The sequence below is a fragment of the Pedobacter psychrodurus genome (assembly GCF_032678585.1).
GTDB lineage: Bacteria > Bacteroidota > Bacteroidia > Sphingobacteriales > Sphingobacteriaceae > Pedobacter > Pedobacter psychrodurus_A.
Genome location: NZ_JAVTSN010000001.1, coordinates 13849 through 32932 on the forward strand (window position 1 = coordinate 13849; position 19084 = coordinate 32932).

The following is a 19084-nucleotide window of genomic DNA, read 5'->3' on the forward strand; positions in this document are numbered from 1 at the left end:
AAACAACTAATCGTTCAATGGTACAAATGGTACCATGGATCTGGCATTTCATTCCATAAAGCTGGCTGGCCCAGCCAGCTTTTAAAAATCTATTTCTTCTCAGCGGTATATTTATCACTGAACTTTTTATCCAACTGTTTATGCAGGTTATCTAAATTAATATCTCTGCCCTGTATAAAAGCTTGCTCTACCTTGTTGGTACGCATATCCAAAGCATCGCCTGCAGAAATAAAGAAAGTAGCATCTTTACCGGTTTCGATACTGCCCGTGCTTTTATCAACGCCCATGGCTTTAGCTGCATTTAAGGTAATGGTTGATAAAGCCTTTTCTTTATCTAAACCCCAGGCTGTAACCGTACCCGCCATAAAAGGCAGGTTGCGCTGTTGCCAGTAACCATCAATACTCAATACCACATTTAAACCTGCATTGGCCAAAACAGCAGCATTTTTGTAAGGCATATTTACATCATCATCATTGTTGTTGGGCAAGGCATGAGGTTGCTTTACTACCAAAGTGATGTTGTTCTCTTTTAAGAAATCGATAATCAGATAAGCTTCATCGGCCCCCGTGATTACCGGGGTAATGCCGAATTTCTTAGCGAAGTTAACCGCAGCAACAATATCCTTCTGACTTTCGGCTGCGATAAACAATTTCTCATTGCCTGCAAATACTTTCTTCATCGCTTCGAAACGGGTGTTAATTACTTCTGGTTTGCCCATTTCTGAATAGGCTTTGGCCTCTGCAAAGAAAGATGTGAGCTGTGCAATAGCCGCCTGTGTTCTTTCGGCCAGGCTTTCCGGCGATTGTTGTGGACGGCCGAAACCTCCAAAACCACCTCTAAAACGTGGCGTAACTGGCCAGGTCATATGCATGGCATCGTCGGTTTTAATTGCTGCATCTTCCCAGTTCCAGGCATCGAGCTGCACAACTGATGAGCTGCCCGAAACGGTACCACCCTGTGGGGTAGGTTGCGCCATCAATACGCCATTGCTACGCAATGTTGCCGGTACTTTCGAATCGGTATTGTATGCCACGATGGAGCGGATGTGCGAATTAAAATCGCCGATTTCCTGAAAATCAAGGGTAGCTTTTACCGCTTCAATTTCTGTTAAACCCAAATTGGTAGTGGCGGCAATAAAACCAGGGTAAATGTGTTTACCCGTGGCCACAATACGCATTACATCATCCTGAGGAACCTGGCCGTTGGCAGTAACCGAAATGATTTTTCCGTTGCCAAAAAGGATGGTGCCGTTTTCGATCACTGTTCCGTTACCAACATGTACGGTTGCACCCGTAATGGCGATGGTTTTGCTCTGTTTTTTAGCTGGCGAAATGTTTGCCTGTGCAAAACACATCAGGCTTGATGCCGAAAAAGCCAGACTGAATAAATATGTTTTCATGTTAGTGTGCATGTTCTTTCTCGGTTAATTCTGCTGAATAGTTTTCTAAAGTTTCGCAATTGTAAAGGCGTGGGGCATCACCCATCGGGCGTTGTGTACGGCCACCTTTGCTTTTGCTGTCTAACATTTTTTGAATCAGCCGTGCTTTTTCTGCCTGCTGTGTTTTGATTACCTGTGCATCTTTATCAATATCCCAGTAAGCAATACCATCAACAAAAGTTTTCTCTGCCCTGGCATAAATAGAAAGTGGGTTGGCTGTCCAGATCACCACATCGGCATCTTTACCCGCTTTTAAACTGCCCACCTTATCGTCGATATGCAACATTTTGGCCGGGTTTAAGGTTACAAATTTCAGTGCATCTTCTTCAGGAACGTTACCGTATAAAACTGATTTACCAGCTTCCTGGTTTAAGTGACGGGCCATTTCGGCATCATCAGAGTTGAAGGCTGTGGTAATGCCTACGTTGTGCATAATTTTTCCGTTGTAAGGGATGGCTTCGGCTACTTCATTTTTGTAGGCCCACCAATCGGAGAAGGTAGAACCTGCAATACCATGTGCTTTCATTTTGTCGGCCACTTTATAACCTTCTAAAATGTGGGTAAAGGTGTTGATCTTAAAGCCTAAACTATCCGCCACATGGATGAGCATGTTAATTTCACTCTGCACGTATGAGTGGCAGGTAATGAAACGTTTATTGTTCAGGATTTCTACAATGGCATCTAATTCTAAATCTTTACGTACACTGTTGCCTTTAATCGAAATTGCTTTTGCGTATTCTTTTGCACGGGTAAACTCATCTACGAATGTTTGTTCGACCCCCATACGTGTAACCGGGAAACGGGCACCTGAACCGAAGTTACTCTGTTTCACATTTTCGCCCAGGGCAAATTTGATGAAACCATCTGCGCCAACAAATTTTAGTTCTTCTGGCGATTTCCCCCAACGGAGTTTAATCAACTGCGACTGACCGCCAATCGGGTTTGCCGAACCGTGTAAAATATGTGATGTAGTAACCCCGCCGGCCAATTGGCGGTAAATGTTAACATCTTCTGAGTTGATGATGTCGGCAACACGAACTTCAGCTGAAACTGACTGCGCACCTTCATTAATGCCACCAGATCCTGCAATGTGCGAGTGCTCATCAATAATACCAGCGGTAACGTGTTTGCCGGTAGCGTCGATTACTTTCGCGCCACCTGCCGAAAGGTTTTTACCAACGGCTTTAATCTTGCCGTTTTCTAATAGCACATCAGCATTTTGCAGGATACCATCTTTCTCGTTCGTCCAAACCGTAGCATTTTTAATCAATACCGTTTCCTGTTTAGGAAGTTCGGTACTGCCAAAAGCAGAGAAAGGATAAATTACAGGCCCCAATGCTAGAGTGGCTTTTGGTTCTTCTTTTTTAGGTGTTTCTTTTGCTGCTTCTTTATAAGTAGCCGTAAATTTTCCGGTAGTACCATCTGCCAATGCTGATTCGCCTTTTAACGTAACCGGATTTGCCGAAATAATGTAACCGCTTAAACGGATATCACCTTTCGGGTTTTTCTTTAAATTAAAATTAATGCTTACCCAATCGCCGTTTCTGGTAAAAGTGGCCGTAGTTTTTACGCTATCTGCACCAACTCTTTCTATTGAAGCGGTAGAGCCACCACCGGTGCCTGTTATCTTTAACATTAAAGCGCCAACACCATCAACATTTAGGTTATAAGTACCGCGAACATCGCTCACATCCATTTTGTTTACAATGAAACGTTTGCCCTGTACCCAGTTTTCGAAAATAATGTTTCCGTTTTTAAAGAGGTTGTCTGAAGAGATCAGAAAGTTGGCTACTTTTCCTTTTTCTAAGGAACCTACTTTATCGCAAATGCCCAATAAAGAAGCCGGAATTTCGGTAACTGATAGTAAAGCCTGTTTTTCTGTCAGCCCGTTTTCGATTGCCGTGCGGATGTTTGCCCAGAAATCGCGGCTGTTTTCCAAACCGAAAGCGGTTAAAGCAAATTTAATCCCAGCTTTTTCTAAACTTGCCGGATTGGTTGGCGCCAGTTCCCAGCCTTTCATTTGTGATAAACTTAGGTTTCTGGCTTCCGCAGGATCTTCCACATCGTAAGCTTTAGGGAAAGTTAAAGGAATAATTAAACTTGCTCCAGTAGCTTTTACTTCATTAATGCGTTGGTATTCATCACCTGTTGATTTGATAATGTATTTCTTGCCAAACTCCTTGCCGATTTTATCCGCGCGGAGGATGTTCTGCCATCCATCCACTTCAAATAGCTGGGGCATGGTTTGCTGTTTGCCGAATTCATCCAAAGAGATATTGTACTCCTCTTTTTGTTTGCCATACCATTGCGCATCGTAATAGGTTTGGCGCAATAAAGCAATCGAGCCCATTAACGAAGTTGGGTAATCGTTTGATGAAGTGCCTTTGTTAAAAGAATAATTGGCTGCGGTTTGGTCTTTCAAAATCACGCTGTTATCTGCACCTTCATTTAAAGTTACGGCAGCAGAAACACCACGTGCAATGCCATCGCGACTGATTACATTCACGCTTCCGAAACCCACTTTGCGTAATTCGTCTGCCTTTTTAGTATCGGTAGAAAAAATATTTTTTACATAAGTTTCAGGTCTGATGGATTCATTCCAGCCATAAGCACCTTTTTTGGTCGATACAAAAATAGATTGCCGCTGACCACCAAAGCCACGTTGTTGTGCGGGTGCTTCAGCCAGGCCATAGCTGGTAAAAGCATCAACTAAAGATGGATACACAAATTTCCCTTTCAGGTCGATTACCACATAACCTTTAGGTACGGCTAAGCTGGCTCCAACGCCCTGAATAGTTTGTCCTTTGATTAAAAGTGTGGCATTTGTAAGGGTTTGGTTGGCATTAACTACTATTGTTGCATTGGTAAAGGCAAACATTCCTGGCCGGGTATCAAAAGAACCGTTAACAGGGAAGGTGGTTTGCTGTGCAAACAGAAATGTAGTAGAAATTACCAGCCCAATGGCGAGTAAAATTTTCTTCATAATAAGTTTTAGGTTTAATTTGTTTAAAACTAATATAAATTAGCGTTCATTCTGCTGAATATCCTATATTTTACAATTAATGTCTATTTTTGAAACATAGAAATTTATTGATATGAACGATATTTTAAAAAGTGCCCACTCTGGATGGCGCTATGTAGTGTTTCTTTTGTTAATTATTGCTGTTGTTAAGGCTTTATCTGGCTGGTTTGGCAATAAAACGTATACAGAAGGCGACAGAAAGCTAAATGTTTTTACATTGATTAGTGCACACATTCAGTTGCTGATCGGTTTGGTGTTGTATTTCAGCGAAGGATGGTATAAACTGAGCAGTGCAGGGGCGCCAGCAGTACGCTATTTTAAAATGGAGCACATTACAATGATGGTTGTTGCAATTATTTTAATCACGGTAGGTAATGCTAAATCGAAAAAAGTAGCCGATGCCGTTGCAAAACACCGTACCATTGCTGTTTTCTTCGGATTAGCTTTAATTTTGATTATTGTTTCGATCTTATTAATGACGAAAAGTGTACCTGGAAGAACGTTTTTCGGGATTTCATAATAAGTTTAGAAGCATAGGGCCCGGCGCATGGCGAAAAGCGTAGGTAATCAAGGTTAATCTTGTGTGCAATCGACTTCGGACTGCCGACTCCAGACTTCGGACTAAATTTATTTTCATAAATATTTCCATTTTTCAAAATTCTTTATATTTTTGTTGCTCATGATCAACAATATACATACATGGCTTTGGCAAAGTAATTCGAATGAATTGCGCTGGCTGCGTATGAAAAAAATATAGTTTATCAACCTAAACCTTATAAAAGAACCATTAAAGCCCGGCGTAGAACCACACGCCGGGTTTTTTATTGTTTAAAAAATAATTAATTCGTCATTGCGAGGCACGAAGCAATCCTACAACGATAGCAGGCGTTTCAACCCACCGCATTAAGATTGCTTCGTACCTCGCAATGACGACAACACAGTAAAATGATGTATAAAATAAATACCACTTACAAAAAAATGCTTGCCGATACCACCACACCAGTGAGCATTTATTTACGCTTACGTGATGTGTACCCCAACAGCATCTTATTAGAAAGTTCTGATTACCACAGTAGGGAAAACTCAATGAGTTTTGTTTGTGCAGATCCTGTTGCCGGGATTATTTTAAAGGGATCGCGGTTGGAAACCTATTTCCCTGATGGAACGGTAGAAATTACCGAAAGTAAAAACCTGATTGAAGAAATTGCCGATTTTAAGGATAAATTCAGAGAAACGGAATTGCCTGAGATCAAGTTTATTTCGAGCGGTTTGTTCGGTTACTTTACCTGGAATGCCGTGCAGCATTTCGAGGATATCAAGTTTACTTCCGAAACACCCGAAGGGGAAGAGATTCCGGAAATGCAGTACCATTTGTACCGCTACCTCATTGCCATCGATCACTTCAAAAATGAAATCACACTTTTCAAAAACACTTTTGAAGGAGAAGAAGAGGGCGGACTGGAAAAAATGGAATACCTGATCCAGAATAAAAATTATCCTGAATATAAGTTTCAATTGCGTGGTGAAGAGAGTTCGAACCTCACCGATCAGGGTTTTATGGATCTGGTAGAGAAACTGCAAAAGCACATTTACCGGGGCGATGTTTTTCAAATTGTACCTTCAAGAGCTTATAAACAAGCTTTCTCTGGTGATGAATTTAATGTGTACCGTTGCCTGCGTTCGATAAATCCGTCGCCTTACCTGTTTTATTACGATTACGGAAACTTTAAATTATTCGGTTCGTCGCCGGAAGCGCAGATCACCATCAAAAACAATTCGGCCAATATCTTCCCGATCGCCGGCACATTTAAACGCAGTGGAAACGATATTGAAGATGCTGAACAGGCACGTAAATTAGAGCAGGATCCAAAAGAAAGTGCCGAACACGTCATGCTGGTCGATCTGGCCAGAAACGATTTAAGCAGGCACTGTAACCGCGTTGAAGTAAAGTCGTTTAAAGAGGTGCAATATTATTCGCATTTGATCCACCTGGTAAGTAAAGTAAGCGGGCATTTGCAGGAAGATGTAAGCGCTTTTAAAGTAGTTGCCGATACCTACCCAGCGGGTACTTTAAGTGGTGCACCAAAATACAAAGCCATGCAACTGATTGATGAAAACGAAAAACTGGGTAGAAATTTCTACGCAGGAGCAATTGGTTTTATGGGTTTTAACGAAGATTTTAACCATGCCATCATGATCAGGACTTTTATGAGCAAGAATAACGAATTACATTACCGAGCAGGTGCGGGTATTGTGGCCAATTCTGTGCCTGAAACCGAAATGCAGGAGGTAAACAATAAAATTGCAGCATTGCGTAAAGCGGTGCAGATGGCAGAAGAAATATAGTTGGGAGTGATGAGTTTTTAGTTTGGAGTAAAATCCACTAGTAAGAAATACAATGAAAGATATAAATAAGAAAACAGTTCTGGTTATCGATAACTACGACAGCTTTACGTACAATCTGGTGCATTTGATTAATGAGGTAGGTTACGAAGCTGTAGTTTGGAGAAACGATAAATTCGACTTGGCCGATGTAGATCAATACGATAAAATTTTACTTTCTCCCGGCCCGGGTATCCCTGAAGAAGCAGGCTTATTACTGGATGTAATTAGGACCTATGCACCAACCAAAAGTATTTTTGGTGTATGTTTAGGTCAGCAGGCCATTGCAGAAGTTTTTGGCGGTACTTTGTTGAATTTAGGCAGACCCATGCATGGAATTGCCACTCCTGTGACGGTTGTAGATGGCGATGAGCCATTGTTCTGGGAATGTCCGCAAACCATAAATGTTGGCCGTTACCACAGTTGGGTAGTGAGTAAAGAAAACTTTCCTTCGTGTTTAAAAATCACAGCAAGAGATCATAAGAGTGAGATTATGGCCTTAAGACACGAAACATTGGACGTGCGGGGTGTACAGTTCCACCCTGAAAGTGTGCTTACTGAGTACGGCAAGCAAATGATGGAGAATTGGTTGACAACTTAAAAGAAATTCCGTCATTGCGAGGCACGAAGCAATCTGTTTGTGAGATTGCTTCGTGCCCCGCAATGACGATTAATCTAATAGAATGAACATTTTAGATAAAATCGTATTACGTAAGAAGGAAGAAATCGCAGATGCAAAAGCTTTGGTTTCGGTTCGGGATTTAGAAAATTCGGTGCACTTTAACAGAACACCTTATTCTTTTAAAGAGTTTCTTTTGGCAGAAGACCGTACTGGTATTATTGCTGAGTTTAAGCGCCGTTCCCCGTCGAAAGGTTTAATTAATGGCATTGCAGATGTTGCTGAGGTAACACAAGCCTATAATGCTGCAGGCGCATCTGCACTTTCGGTATTAACGGATGTAGATTTCTTTGGGGGTAAAACAGAGGATATTCTGGCGGCAAGGGCGGCAAATAATATTCCGATCTTAAGAAAGGATTTTATGATCGATGAATATCAGATCCTGGAAGCAAAAGCCTGGGGTGCTGATATTATTTTATTGATTGCATCCATATTAACGCCACAACAAATCAAAGATTTTGGGAAATTTGCAAAAGATTTAGGTTTAAACGTGCTGTTAGAAGTGCATAATCTGGAAGAGTTAGCGCGGAGCATCTGCCCGAACCTGGATGCCATTGGTGTTAACAATAGGAACCTGGGCGATTTCACAGTAGATATTCAGACCTCTTTTGATCTGGTGAATAAAATCCCCAATGAATTTTTAAAGATCTCAGAAAGTGCAATCAGCAACCCACAAACGATTAAGGAATTAAAAGCAGCTGGCTTTAACGGATTTTTGATCGGTGAGAATTTTATGAAAACAGATCATCCGGGTGCTGCAATAAAAGAATTTGTAGCGCAGATATAACCTGTAAAAACCTTTAAGGTTTGAAAGGTCGTTGGCAAATTTCGTATATTTGCCTCAATTACATGGGAAAACAAAAAACGTACGATACTGCCGTAGTGCAGGAGCGGGCAATTTTAGTTGGGGTAGTTACTCCAGGCGAAAAAGAAGCCCAAACAAAAGAATATTTAGATGAGCTGGCCTTTTTGGTGGATACAGCTGGTGGGAAGGTGGAAAAGATTTTTACACAGAAAATGCTTAAACCAGAACGTGCAACATTTGTGGGTACGGGAAAACTGGAAGAGATTAAGGCTTATGTAAAATCGGAAGAAATTGATGTGGTGGTTTTCGATGATGAATTATCGCCATCGCAGCTGCGCAATATCGACCGCGAACTTGGTGTAAAGGTTTTGGATAGAAGTAATCTGATCCTTGATATTTTTGCCAACAGGGCCCAAACTGCACAGGCAAAAACACAGGTAGAGTTGGCGCAATTGCAATATGTTTTACCGCGCCTTACCGGTATGTGGACCCACCTGGAACGCCAGAAGGGTGGTATCGGGATGCGTGGTCCGGGTGAAACGCAGATTGAAAGTGATAGAAGGATTATTTTAAACAAAATCTCTTTGTTAAAAGAGCGTTTAAGAAATATCGACCGTCAGAACGAAACACAGCGTAAAAACCGCGGTCAGTTGATTCGGGTAGCTCTGGTTGGTTATACCAACGTAGGTAAATCTACTATTATGAATATGCTGTCGAAATCGGAAGTATTTGCAGAGAATAAGCTGTTTGCAACCTTAGATACGACTGTTCGTAAAGTGGTGATCGAAAATTTACCTTTTTTACTTTCTGATACCGTTGGATTTATCCGTAAACTGCCTCACCATTTGGTAGAGTGTTTTAAATCTACCCTTGATGAAGTGCGTGAGGCTGATTTGTTGATCCACGTGGTTGATGTTTCGCATCCTAACTTCGAAGATCAGATTAATACGGTTAACGAAACATTAAAAGATATCGGCGCGATTGATAAAGACATGATTTTGGTTTTTAATAAAATTGATGCCTATGTTTCGCCAGAGCTTAATGATGAAGAGGATGATGGCAAACTCACTTTAGAAGACTTTAAGAAAAGCTGGATGAGCCATGATAAAGTGCCTGTATTGTTTATATCGGCCACAGAAAAGGAAAACTTAGAAGAGTTTAAAACACTTTTATACGATAAGGTTAAAGCTGCGCATGTGGCAAGATACCCGTATGATAGTAATTTGTTATATTAGATTAAATTCCGTCATTGGGGTGCAGAAATAAACCTCGCAGGTTTTAAAAACCTGCGAGGTTTCCATCACAATAACGATAGATAAATACATTATGGAAAGTAAACGTCAGCAGAAATTTGCAGGAGTATTACAGGAGGAGTTGGCACAGGTTTTTCAGCGTGAAGGTGCTGCATTTTTGCCTAATACATTGGTAACCATTACCCGGGTTAGGGTGTCGCCGGATCTGGCAGTGGCTAAAGTTTACCTGAGCTTTTTTAATACCAATAACACCACACTTTCTATCAATACGGTTAACGCACATTCGGGCGAGATCAGGTATAAACTGGGTAGCAGAATCCGCCATCAGGTTAGAGTGGTGCCAGAGCTTACTTTTTTTGTAGATGATACAAACGAATATGTAGAGCGTATGGACCATCTTTTCGATAAGATTGCAAAAGAACCAAGACAAAAAGACGAAGACAGCGAATAATCTTTGTGAGGAAGCTAAGGGAACCCGTTAATTTCTTCACTCATTTTATACCGGCATTAATCGCGATTCCGGCAGGGTATATATTGCTTCAAAAGTGCGATACCCCAATCGAATATACCGCCGCATGGATTTACAGCATCGGTACATTTATCCTTTTTGGTGTAAGTGCCATGTATCACGGCTATCCCGCTACCGATTATGGCGTGCGTTTTTGGCAAAAATTCGATCACTGTTGCATTTATCTGATGATTGCAGGCTCTTATACACCTACTGCTTTATTGGTTTTCGATGGGTGGTTGCGCTGGAGCTTGTTCGCCATAGTATGGATCATCGCTATTGTGGGTTGTTTGCTTAAAATCTTTAACCGGTTAAAAAGCACCGCTATATCCTTGTCTATTTATATTTTAATGGGCTGTTTAATTGTTCCTTTGTTACAGAAAATGCTGGGTACCTTACCAATTGGTGCTATTTTCTGGTTACTCTTCGGTGGTGTTTTTTATATTGCCGGCACCTATTATTATGCAAAGGACAAACAAATGTTCAGGTGGATGCACAGTCACGAACTTTGGCACCTGTTTGTAATTGGAGGAGCTTTATCTCATTATATTTACAACTTCGTTTATATTTTTAAGTAAATTATAGATGCAAACTTTCGAGCAGATTATCCGATCAAACATTTCATCGATTCAAAAAGTTGTTGATTTTGATGTAAAAAACGATCAGCTTCTGCCTTTGGATTTTACGGCGGCTAATAAGGAGTTAACAGCTGAAATTTTGGATGATACCGATCTGTTCTCCGATTGGGTGAATGAAAAGCTGGCAAAAAACAATACCCGTTATGGAATTGGCGGATACAACGAACACCGCACCATTTATGCCCGAAGTGCGCATTTTGATACGGGAGAAGAACCGCGCAGGTTACATTTAGGTGTAGATATCTGGGGGCCGGCAGGTACACCGATCTACAACTTTTACGATGCAACCGTGCAAAGTTTTGCCTATAACGATCACCCTGGCGATTATGGCGCTACCATCCTTCTAACCTACAATATAGATGGGTTTAAATTTAACGCCTTATACGGGCATTTAAGTCTTGCTTCGTTAAATGGTCTTGAAGAGGGTAAATTTATCCCTGCAGGAACAAAAATTGCTGAACTAGGTGCAAAAGAAGAAAACGGATCATGGCCACCGCATCTTCATTTTCAATTAATTGAAGATATGAGAGGGTTAAAAGGCGATTACCCAGGGGTGTGTAAGTTTAGTGAAAGGGGAAAATACCTGAACAACTGCCCCGATCCGAATTTTATTTTAGAGGCTACGTTTTCCTAGCTTTACCACCGAGAACACCGAAGGAAGGCACCGAGAACATGGAGATGTTTTTTTATTAGCCACGGACACAGATTAACACGGAATAATTTCTGTGCTTCCGTGACAAACTACTTCTCTTCCCTCTGCGAAAAACTTTGCGTGCTCTGCGGTTAAAACCGTAAATTAGTATTATGAAAAAGCTATTCACCATCTGTTTACTTTTCTGCTGTTCATTAGCTATGGCTCAGGTTCAGTTTAAATCAGGTAAAAGTGGTTTTACTAATTTCTTAAGAGAGAATATCATTTATCCCCGGTTCTCTAAAGATAATTGTATCCAGGGAACGGTGAATGTGAGTTTTAAACTTGATGAGCAGGGAAAAGTCTATTTTTCAAAAGTGAGCAAAGGCATATTATCTGATCTTGATGAAGAAGCACTACGTTTGGTTCGGATGAGCAGTGGCAAATGGCAGGTTCCGGCTGGTTATGATACCACGGTTTCGATCGTCGCACCAGTAAATTTTGTGCTTTCGGGTTACAATTGTGAAGGAAAATCGAGCGAATCCATGCAAGAATCCATCCGCAGTTATCAGGCCGAAGAAGCTTTAACCAATTCTGTGATTAATTTTTATAAAAATATTGATCAGGCAAAACCCGGGCAGGAAATTCAGATTATTCGAATCAAGAACCAGCTTGGTATTGATGATGAATATCTTGGCGACAGAATAAAAATGGGCTTAAAAAAGATAAAACAGGGCGATAAGCAGGGAGCTTGCGAAGATTTTACTTTTGTTAAATACATGGGCAGTAAACTGGCGGATGATTATTTAGCAAAGTATTGTAAGTAACTATTAATGAAAAACACCACCAAATTTTTTGCCTTACTAGATGTCATCAGCATTGTATTACTCGCCAGGCAGTTTTGGCAGATATTAACACATTTAAATGAAATTCCCGATCAAATCCTTTCACAGGCCAAGGTGATTTTGTTATTGCCTTTATTTGTGTCGTTGTTTATTTCGGCAATTGGTTTAGCCTTATTTAAGAAATTTGGCTTTATCACCTATTACATTCAATTCCCCTTCCGCTTAGTGGTGTGGGTATTTTCTATCGGTTTTATCACCTACCTGCCAGAAGTATTAAACCTTGGCGATCGGTGGTTTGATATCTTATTCCGTGTTTGTTTTATCGGCGAATTCTTTCGGCTGTATTTTACGATTAGGATTCACCGGGCATTACCCGAGGGCTATCGGGCCTGATCCGTTAGGTAAAACCACGGTAATGGCGGCGGGAAGAATGCTTGCCTCAACGGTATTTACCCGGCCGATATATTCTCCATCAACCTGAAAATGCGCTTTGTGTTTCGAAGAAATCTTTACTTCTGCCGTTTGGAAGACTTCAATTTTCTTCGGATTAAAAGGTAGTTTGGTGATCCAGATTTTTAATATTTCGAGGTAAGAATAGTCCTTTACCAAAACCACTTCAAAAAGTTCATCATCCAGTTTTCCGTCCGGGTTTATTTTTAAGCCAGAGCCGTACATGGTTGCATTGGCTATGGCTACCATTGCTGCTTTAGAAGTGATCGTTTCATCTTTAAGCTTTAACTGTACTTCCATTCTGCTATGGTTCCACAGGGCATGCCAGGTGGCTTTCGCATAACCCCACATGCCACGCTCGGGCAGGGTATCAAATTTCTTAACCAAATAGGCATTAAAACCTAAATCGGATAAGTGGATGCAGATTTCATCATTCAATTTAACCACATGGATTTTCTGAAGTTTACCTGCGTCTAAAATGGCCAATGCCAGTTCAATATCAGTGGGTATACCCAGTTCCTTAGCCATGCCATTGGCCGAACCTGCAGGGATAATTCCGATTGGAGTTTCGGTATTCAGCAAACATTCGGCTACCAGTTTCAAGGTTCCATCCCCACCCACGGCTACCACACGGTCTGCCTTCGAGCTGGTAATCTTTGCCTTTATTTTCTCTAAGGAACAATCTTTTGGCAATTCGAAAAGATCGACCTCGGTTTTTTTTGCACTAAAATGTGTAGAAATTACTTCCTTTAAATTAATATCGTGACTGCCAGAGCCTGGATTGATGATGAATAGTAATTTCATGTGGTGGCCTTATGTTTAATCACAAACAACTTTTAATAAACTCTGTTTTAATAACGATGAATAAATCTGTTAGTGTAAAAGTATATCACGGTTATGGCCATACCCAAAATTTGGTAGTTTATGGTCATGTTTTTAAACGCAAGGCAAAAACGCAGCAGATTTACAGCAACAACATCTTTGTAAATATTGTACATCTGTTTAAGCTTTTTATCTTAAAACCTTATGCTTTTGTTCGTGTACGGTTAAGGTTTTTTGAACAGGTTATTGATAACAAAACTGAAGCCGATGGTTTTTTTAAGTTCGAATGGAAAGCAGATTATGATATTCCGGCAGGCTGGCATGATGTAAAAGTGGAGGCGCTTGATGAGCATGGGGAGATTTTAAATGTTGGGGAGGGGAAAATTTATGTGCCACACATTACCCAATATGCTTTTATTTCGGATGTGGATGATACGGTGATGATTTCGCATTCGGCAACCATCGGGAGACGACTGAGAGAGTTGTTTATCAAAAATCCACACACCCGGAAGACCTTTCCTGAAGCCGCCAGTCATTACCAGCAATTGGCGCTTTCTCATACCGAATCCAATCAACCCAATCCTTTTTTTTATGTGAGCAGCAGCGAATGGAATCTGTACGATTATCTGATCGAAACTTTTAAGTTTAATAAGTTGCCGGATGGTGCGTTTCTGTTAAATACGCTAAAACGGTGGAAGGATTTAATCAGAACCGGCAAAACCGGTCACGAGGGTAAATTATTGAGGGTAATGCGCATTCTGGATGCTTTTCCCAATCAGAAGTTTATCTTTTTTGGCGATAACTCGCAACAAGATCCTGAGATCTACTCATCTATAGTAGAAAAGTATCCCGAAAATATTGAAGCAGTATATATCAGGAATATTCGTCCGGAGAAAGAAGTAGAAAGCCGCGGCTTGCTTAAGAAAGTTGAAGATAAAGGCGTGAGCGCTTGTTTATTTAATAGTAGTGAAGAGGCGATTGAACATTCTAAGGCAATAGGGTTGATCCAATAATTTTTGGAGCGCAATGCCTGTGCGCATCGGTTTCGATAGTTCCGCTTTCCTTCCTCCCGCCTTTGTCGGAGTCCATTCAATCGGGGCTAGGCACAAAGTTTTTGCTCATGGGACCAGACCACCGTGCAATAAACCCGACAGGAGCGACAGCCCCGTCCCGATTTTTCATCGGGATCATGAGGGCTACAGCAAATGGCGGGATTGCAGCGGCTATGGGATACTGGCTTTCATTTTCAAAAAAAATATTAAATTCTGATTAAAAAACGGATGCTCTTAGCTGAAGATATTTCGGTTCCTTTCGGTTTAAGAAATCGACTTCCCAAAAGGAGTAAATGCCAAATTCATTAACTTAAAATGCTGGCGGCCAAACGGAATACCAATAATGGTTATACAAAGCAGGATACCAAAAAATAGGTGGGTTAAGGCAATCCAGAAACCACCACAAAAAATCCAGATCAGGTTCATGATGGTAGAAAGGCAACCTGTATTGGATGAAGTATCGGTAATTTTAACGCCAAATGGTGCCAGACCAACAATGGCAAATTTAAAACACTGAATACCAAAAGGAATACCTACAATGGTTAGGCAAAGGATTAAACCTCCGATGATGTATTCGAAGAAAATAAAGATGCCGCCAAAAATAATCCAGATAATATTGCCTAAAAAGTTCATTGTGTTTTTAAGTTAAGATTTCATAATTGGTGTTTTGTTACAGTAAACATATTATTGACCTGCTAATTTCTTATTGCCGACCAGTTCGCCTTTTTGAAATACATATTGCCAAACTTTTCTGAATGGAATATCAATATAAAGTCCCAGTTACTTCTATAAATGGTAGGATCGCTTGCTAAAATATGATGGCTTTGATCTTTCATCTCAATCATTAAACTTTCCGAATTATAAGGTTTAATGGTAGCAATGGAACCTTTTAAAGTTTTATTAATCTTTTCTCCATCTGTGATCTGAAAATATATTGAATCGTTAGGTTTAATTTCGAAGCGAAAATTATTGTATTGCCAATCAGCCTGTCTTCCCTTAAAGTAAGATCTATCAATAACATACGTTCCATAAAAATCGTGCTTTTTGAGTTTCTTTTTACTCGTTAGAAATCTTATTGTATAGGATAAAAACACAATTCCGATGGTAAAGATCCATAACCCAGCTAATATTCTGATTGCGTATTTATTGCCTTTTACGAGATAGAAAACAAAAAGAATAATGCTTAAGGGAGTCAGTAAAAATGCAAAGAACAGATTGAAGCCAAATCCCATTTTATCGTTCCCTCATAGTGATATTATTAAAATCTAATTTTCTCGATTATACATCTTAAAAGTATAAATCATTCTTCGTAATTTAGAATCACACACAAAAGAAACTCAATATGAAAAAATTAATTCTTGCAGCGGCATTCGTCGCTTGCTTTGGTCTGTCGCGCGCCAAAGCCCAAAATGTAAATGGTGTAAAACTGACTGATATACATGCAGATTATATCCAGGTCCGTGCAGCGAAAAGTTTTTTAGCCGATAGGCAATGGATCGCGCTGGAGTATGGACAAAAGGTAGATGATTATAGCGAACTCTACATCAGGGATGATAATGGCAAAAAACTAGAATTTAATTCAGCCATTGATGCCGTAAACAAAATGAAAGCTTACGGTTATGAACTGTTTAATGTTTATACGGAGCAGGTGGCCTCAGATTCCAATCGGCCAGTGTATGTATTGAAAAGGAAATAAATATAAAAGAAGTCAAGTTTAAATGGACAACGTGCTATGAAACTTGACTTCTTAAATAACTATATAAAATCAAGCATGTTAAATTTCTTGTTTAGGATGTCCGCATTATTCACATCCAGCCATTTATCTAAAATGGTACCATAAACCTGCCTAAAATCCAGTTGATATTTTAGATCCCCGGTATCTAAATCACTTAGATTTGGCGCAGCATTAAAAATGCCCTGTTTCTTCAGTTTTCCGCCGAAAACAAACATATTATTTGCTGTTCCATGGTCGGTGCCGTTACTGGCATTTTGTTCCACTCTACGACCAAATTCAGAGAAGGTAATCACCAAAGTATCTTCGAGTTTATTGTTCGATTTTAGGTCTTTCAGAAAAGCGGCCATGCCTTCACTATATTGTTTAAGCAAGTTTCCTTGTTGGCCGATTTGATTTACGTGCGTATCGAAACCGCTTAACGAAACATAATACACCCTTGTTTTTAATCCCGAAGAAATAAATTTGGAAACCGTTTTCAATTGGTTGGCAAATCCAGAAGTTGGGTAGGTAGATTTCGACCGGTAGATTTTAGAGGTATTTTGGATATAGTTGGCAGAAGATGAAGTTTCGATCATGGTTTTATATAAATAACCCAGATTGTCTTCATCTAAATGTTCTTTGTCGTTCTGCAACATCGATTTAAAAAAGGGATCGTTGGTATTGCGGAACAAAGCTGCGGGATCTTTCAGGGCAATACCTTTTTTGGTCTGCCCCTTCATGGCTAAAGAAAGCGAATCATCTACCTCAATTGCAGTGTAAGGAAATTTGCAGGTTTGGCAGTTGCTATCTAAGTAGCGGCCAATCCACCCGGTTGAAAGGAATTGATTGCTATCGCTACCGGTTTGCCAGATATCCATTGAACGGAAATGCGAACGGTCTGGATTCGGGTAACCCACATCGTTGATGATGGTCATCCAGCCTTGATCGTATATTTCTTGCAGGGCAGCCATATTTGGGTTTAAGCCCTGCATATCATTCAGTTTAATTACCTCTTCGGGTTTAATGGCTATGCTCTTTCTTTTTTGATAATAGATGTCGTTTCCAAATGGGACAACTGTATTTAAACCATCATTTCCCCCAGAAAGCTGTACCACAACCAGATTTTTATAAAGGCTCAGTTCATCAAGCGCCATAGCCTCCAGAGGCTTCATAAAAGCGGGAACGAATAGCGAACCTGCTGCAACAAATCCTGTATTTCTTAAAAAGTTTCTTCTGTTCATCTTGTTAGTTTTAGCTGATTGCTTATGGTTAATGGTTTATAGTCAATGGTTCATTGGTTGGGTGTTTAACTAACCGGCTATCAACTATGAGCCATCATACCATCAACCAAAATAAGCGACTAGCACAGTTGATACTCGGGCATGCTGGTAATTTCGACTGCTGTACTGCGCAATCCTTTATTATCGCTAACCATTGTTGTTATTTTAGCGTTTAATTTTGGTTGTAATAAAAATTGGGTGAGTTGCAACGGTGTTAATCCTTTTGGTAAAGTATCCAAAAATTTAGGCCAGTCGGCATTTGCATTTACATACGATTTTGGTTTCATATTGGCATTTGCGTTGTTAGTGGCGGTACGGCTTAATGCAATTACGGCTTCATCTTCAGGATCGGCTTTACCACTAAAATCGATTTCCCCATCATTTAAAACCAGTGAAGGAATGCGCATCCTCAACATTAAAGAGGAACTATCGATCCAGTTTTGTCCACCTGGCCAGCCCGCTACGTTTGGTGGGTTAAACAGGTACTGCCCTAAACTGCTCTGCAACTGAATTAAAACCTGAGGTTTGTTATAGGTAACGTAAAATTCGCGACTTAAGCCCACCAGAAATTCGGCGGGTGATTTAATTTTGGTGCCTACATTCTCAGGACTATAAAACCAATCGGAAGTAAACATTTTTTTCATCATCGAGGCGATGTCGTATTTCGAGTTGTAAAAATGTGTGGCGAGTTCTTTAACGTGAGCCTCATCTGGGTTATCGTTTACAAAGAATTTATATACTTTACGGGCGATAAACTGTGAAGTTTCTGGTTTCTCTAAAATAATATCAATAATGTTTTCGCCTTCGAAATTTCCGATTTTACCAAAGAACGTTTTTGTTCCGGTATCGTGCAGGTTCTGTCTGAAAATAAATGAGCCATCTTTATCATACATCCAACCGGTAAAAGAACGGGCAGATTCTTTAATATCCTGTTCCGAATAATTTCCTCTCCCCAAGGTAAAAAGCTCCATGAGTTCGCGGGCGAAGTTCTCATTGGGTTTGCCTTTTTTGTTTTGCTGGTTATTTAGGTATTGCAACATTGCGGGCGACTTAGAAACTTCAACCAATAAAGTTTTAAAGCTCCCCAGTGCATTTTCTCTCTGGATATTGTTTAACTGTTGCGCGTAAAAAGGATTGTTGCTGCGGCAGGCAAAATGGCCATGCCAAAATAGCGTCATCTTTTCTCTTAATGGCGCATCTGTATTGATCATTTTATTCACGAAGGCGATGTTCAGGTCGCGGCTCACTTCGTTTTGCTCGCGGATAATCTGCTGGCGCATTTTCTTCTCCTCATCGTTCAGGTCTTTTTTCGAATATAAACCCGCCTGTACCAAAAGCTGCCGTTTCGATTCAAAATCATTCACTAAAGCGATGGGATCTTTTTTTTGACCTTCTTTAAGCATGTTATCTACAACCTTCTCGAGGCTTTTTCTGCTTAATTTTTCCAGGTCTGTATAGGAAATCCCGAAGCCTGCCCGGTTATAAAGATGTTTTACTTTTAAGAAATTATCTTTTGCGCTCATAGTAACCTGTTTTACTTAAGACATCTTTAAAACGCAAGGGT

The 19084-nt window shown here is 40.4% G+C and carries 19 protein-coding genes; 12 read left to right on the forward strand and 7 right to left on the reverse strand.

Annotated elements, in window-relative coordinates; all coding sequences use genetic code 11:
• Nucleotides 1-89: 89 nt before the first annotated feature.
• A complete protein-coding gene (locus R2S57_RS00065; RefSeq protein WP_316843086.1) occupies nucleotides 90-1400 on the reverse strand; it encodes an amidohydrolase family protein in 1311 nt (436 codons plus the stop codon).
• Between the two features lies 1 nt (nucleotide 1401).
• Entirely contained in the window at nucleotides 1402-4422 is a 3021-nt protein-coding gene (locus R2S57_RS00070) for an amidohydrolase family protein (protein WP_316843087.1), read from the reverse strand.
• 112 nt (nucleotides 4423-4534) lie between these two features.
• On the opposite strand from R2S57_RS00070, the gene R2S57_RS00075 reads away from it, so the two are divergent.
• The 10 genes from R2S57_RS00075 (at nucleotide 4535) to R2S57_RS00120 (ending at nucleotide 12595) form a co-directional block, all read left to right on the forward strand.
• Entirely contained in the window at nucleotides 4535-4981 is a 447-nt protein-coding gene (locus R2S57_RS00075; protein ID WP_316843088.1) for a cytochrome B, read from the forward strand.
• Between the two features lie 428 nt (nucleotides 4982-5409).
• Nucleotides 5410-6807 (forward strand): anthranilate synthase component I family protein, encoded by a 1398-nt coding sequence (locus R2S57_RS00080; RefSeq protein WP_316843322.1) that lies wholly within the window; start codon nucleotides 5410-5412, stop codon nucleotides 6805-6807.
• A gap of 52 nt (nucleotides 6808-6859) precedes the next feature.
• Nucleotides 6860-7444, forward strand: coding sequence for an aminodeoxychorismate/anthranilate synthase component II (locus tag R2S57_RS00085; protein WP_316843089.1), 585 nt, complete (start codon nucleotides 6860-6862; stop codon nucleotides 7442-7444).
• An 82-nt stretch (nucleotides 7445-7526) separates the two neighbouring features.
• Nucleotides 7527-8309: an indole-3-glycerol phosphate synthase TrpC gene (gene trpC / locus R2S57_RS00090; RefSeq protein WP_316843090.1), complete on the forward strand. Its 783-nt coding sequence runs from the start codon at nucleotides 7527-7529 to the stop codon at nucleotides 8307-8309.
• A 62-nt stretch (nucleotides 8310-8371) separates the two neighbouring features.
• Nucleotides 8372-9562, forward strand: a complete 1191-nt coding sequence (gene hflX, locus R2S57_RS00095) for a GTPase HflX (protein WP_316843091.1) — start codon at nucleotides 8372-8374, stop codon at nucleotides 9560-9562.
• A gap of 91 nt (nucleotides 9563-9653) precedes the next feature.
• Nucleotides 9654-10031 (forward strand): 30S ribosome-binding factor RbfA, encoded by a 378-nt coding sequence (gene rbfA, locus R2S57_RS00100; RefSeq protein WP_029274533.1) that lies wholly within the window; start codon nucleotides 9654-9656, stop codon nucleotides 10029-10031.
• 5 nt (nucleotides 10032-10036) lie between these two features.
• Entirely contained in the window at nucleotides 10037-10666 is a 630-nt protein-coding gene (gene trhA / locus R2S57_RS00105; protein WP_316843092.1) for a PAQR family membrane homeostasis protein TrhA, read from the forward strand.
• Between the two features lie 7 nt (nucleotides 10667-10673).
• A complete protein-coding gene (locus R2S57_RS00110; protein ID WP_316843093.1) occupies nucleotides 10674-11360 on the forward strand; it encodes a peptidoglycan DD-metalloendopeptidase family protein in 687 nt (228 codons plus the stop codon).
• Nucleotides 11361-11530: 170 nt separating this feature from the next.
• Entirely contained in the window at nucleotides 11531-12184 is a 654-nt protein-coding gene (locus R2S57_RS00115) for an energy transducer TonB (protein ID WP_316843094.1), read from the forward strand.
• 6 nt (nucleotides 12185-12190) lie between these two features.
• Nucleotides 12191-12595: a hypothetical protein gene (locus R2S57_RS00120; protein WP_316843095.1), complete on the forward strand. Its 405-nt coding sequence runs from the start codon at nucleotides 12191-12193 to the stop codon at nucleotides 12593-12595.
• Here the strand turns inward: R2S57_RS00120 and R2S57_RS00125 are convergent.
• Complete coding sequence (locus R2S57_RS00125) at nucleotides 12572-13456, reverse strand: diacylglycerol/lipid kinase family protein (protein ID WP_316843096.1); 885 nt, start codon at nucleotides 13454-13456, stop codon at nucleotides 12572-12574. The two genes, R2S57_RS00120 and R2S57_RS00125, sit on opposite strands and share 24 nt — an antisense overlap.
• A gap of 56 nt (nucleotides 13457-13512) precedes the next feature.
• Here R2S57_RS00125 and R2S57_RS00130 point away from each other — a divergent pair, with 56 nt between their 5' ends.
• Nucleotides 13513-14487, forward strand: coding sequence for an App1 family protein (locus tag R2S57_RS00130; RefSeq protein WP_316843097.1), 975 nt, complete (start codon nucleotides 13513-13515; stop codon nucleotides 14485-14487).
• Nucleotides 14488-14790: 303 nt separating this feature from the next.
• On the opposite strand, the gene R2S57_RS00135 is transcribed toward R2S57_RS00130, so the two are convergent.
• Both R2S57_RS00135 and R2S57_RS00140 read right to left on the reverse strand, forming a co-directional pair.
• Nucleotides 14791-15159: a YccF domain-containing protein gene (locus R2S57_RS00135; RefSeq protein WP_113949056.1), complete on the reverse strand. Its 369-nt coding sequence runs from the start codon at nucleotides 15157-15159 to the stop codon at nucleotides 14791-14793.
• 62 nt (nucleotides 15160-15221) lie between these two features.
• On the reverse strand, nucleotides 15222-15758 hold the full coding sequence (locus R2S57_RS00140; RefSeq protein WP_316843098.1) for a hypothetical protein: 537 nt from the start codon (nucleotides 15756-15758) through the stop codon (nucleotides 15222-15224).
• 110 nt (nucleotides 15759-15868) lie between these two features.
• Between R2S57_RS00140 and R2S57_RS00145 the strand changes: the two genes are divergently transcribed.
• Nucleotides 15869-16222, forward strand: a complete 354-nt coding sequence (locus R2S57_RS00145) for a hypothetical protein (RefSeq protein WP_316843099.1) — start codon at nucleotides 15869-15871, stop codon at nucleotides 16220-16222.
• Nucleotides 16223-16281: 59 nt separating this feature from the next.
• Here the strand turns inward: R2S57_RS00145 and R2S57_RS00150 are convergent, their stop codons facing one another.
• Nucleotides 16282-17481, reverse strand: coding sequence for a DUF1501 domain-containing protein (locus R2S57_RS00150; protein ID WP_316843100.1), 1200 nt, complete (start codon nucleotides 17479-17481; stop codon nucleotides 16282-16284).
• A gap of 119 nt (nucleotides 17482-17600) precedes the next feature.
• Nucleotides 17601-19043 carry a DUF1800 domain-containing protein gene (locus tag R2S57_RS00155; protein ID WP_316843101.1) on the reverse strand — a complete coding sequence of 481 codons (1443 nt, stop codon included), beginning with the start codon at nucleotides 19041-19043 and terminating at the stop codon, nucleotides 17601-17603.
• Nucleotides 19044-19084 lie beyond the last annotated feature (41 nt).

Excerpts from the sequence above, each read along its gene's own strand:
- R2S57_RS00135 (WP_113949056.1), bottom strand. The coding sequence starts at position 15,159 with ATGAACTTTTTAGGCAATATTATCTGGATTATTTTTGGCGGCATCTTT.
- R2S57_RS00110 (WP_316843093.1), top strand. The coding sequence starts at position 10,674 with ATGCAAACTTTCGAGCAGATTATCCGATCAAACATTTCATCGATTCAA.
- R2S57_RS00085 (WP_316843089.1), top strand. The coding sequence starts at position 6,860 with ATGAAAGATATAAATAAGAAAACAGTTCTGGTTATCGATAACTACGAC.
- R2S57_RS00155 (WP_316843101.1), bottom strand. The coding sequence starts at position 19,043 with ATGAGCGCAAAAGATAATTTCTTAAAAGTAAAACATCTTTATAACCGG.
- rbfA (WP_029274533.1), top strand. The coding sequence starts at position 9,654 with ATGGAAAGTAAACGTCAGCAGAAATTTGCAGGAGTATTACAGGAGGAG.
- R2S57_RS00125 (WP_316843096.1), bottom strand. The coding sequence starts at position 13,456 with ATGAAATTACTATTCATCATCAATCCAGGCTCTGGCAGTCACGATATT.
- R2S57_RS00145 (WP_316843099.1), top strand. The coding sequence starts at position 15,869 with ATGAAAAAATTAATTCTTGCAGCGGCATTCGTCGCTTGCTTTGGTCTG.
- R2S57_RS00070 (WP_316843087.1), bottom strand. The coding sequence starts at position 4,422 with ATGAAGAAAATTTTACTCGCCATTGGGCTGGTAATTTCTACTACATTT.
- R2S57_RS00075 (WP_316843088.1), top strand. The coding sequence starts at position 4,535 with ATGAACGATATTTTAAAAAGTGCCCACTCTGGATGGCGCTATGTAGTG.
- hflX (WP_316843091.1), top strand. The coding sequence starts at position 8,372 with ATGGGAAAACAAAAAACGTACGATACTGCCGTAGTGCAGGAGCGGGCA.
- R2S57_RS00115 (WP_316843094.1), top strand. The coding sequence starts at position 11,531 with ATGAAAAAGCTATTCACCATCTGTTTACTTTTCTGCTGTTCATTAGCT.
- R2S57_RS00080 (WP_316843322.1), top strand. The coding sequence starts at position 5,410 with ATGTATAAAATAAATACCACTTACAAAAAAATGCTTGCCGATACCACC.
- R2S57_RS00140 (WP_316843098.1), bottom strand. The coding sequence starts at position 15,758 with ATGGGATTTGGCTTCAATCTGTTCTTTGCATTTTTACTGACTCCCTTA.
- R2S57_RS00150 (WP_316843100.1), bottom strand. The coding sequence starts at position 17,481 with ATGAACAGAAGAAACTTTTTAAGAAATACAGGATTTGTTGCAGCAGGT.
- R2S57_RS00065 (WP_316843086.1), bottom strand. The coding sequence starts at position 1,400 with ATGAAAACATATTTATTCAGTCTGGCTTTTTCGGCATCAAGCCTGATG.
- trpC (WP_316843090.1), top strand. The coding sequence starts at position 7,527 with ATGAACATTTTAGATAAAATCGTATTACGTAAGAAGGAAGAAATCGCA.
- R2S57_RS00130 (WP_316843097.1), top strand. The coding sequence starts at position 13,513 with ATGAATAAATCTGTTAGTGTAAAAGTATATCACGGTTATGGCCATACC.
- R2S57_RS00120 (WP_316843095.1), top strand. The coding sequence starts at position 12,191 with ATGAAAAACACCACCAAATTTTTTGCCTTACTAGATGTCATCAGCATT.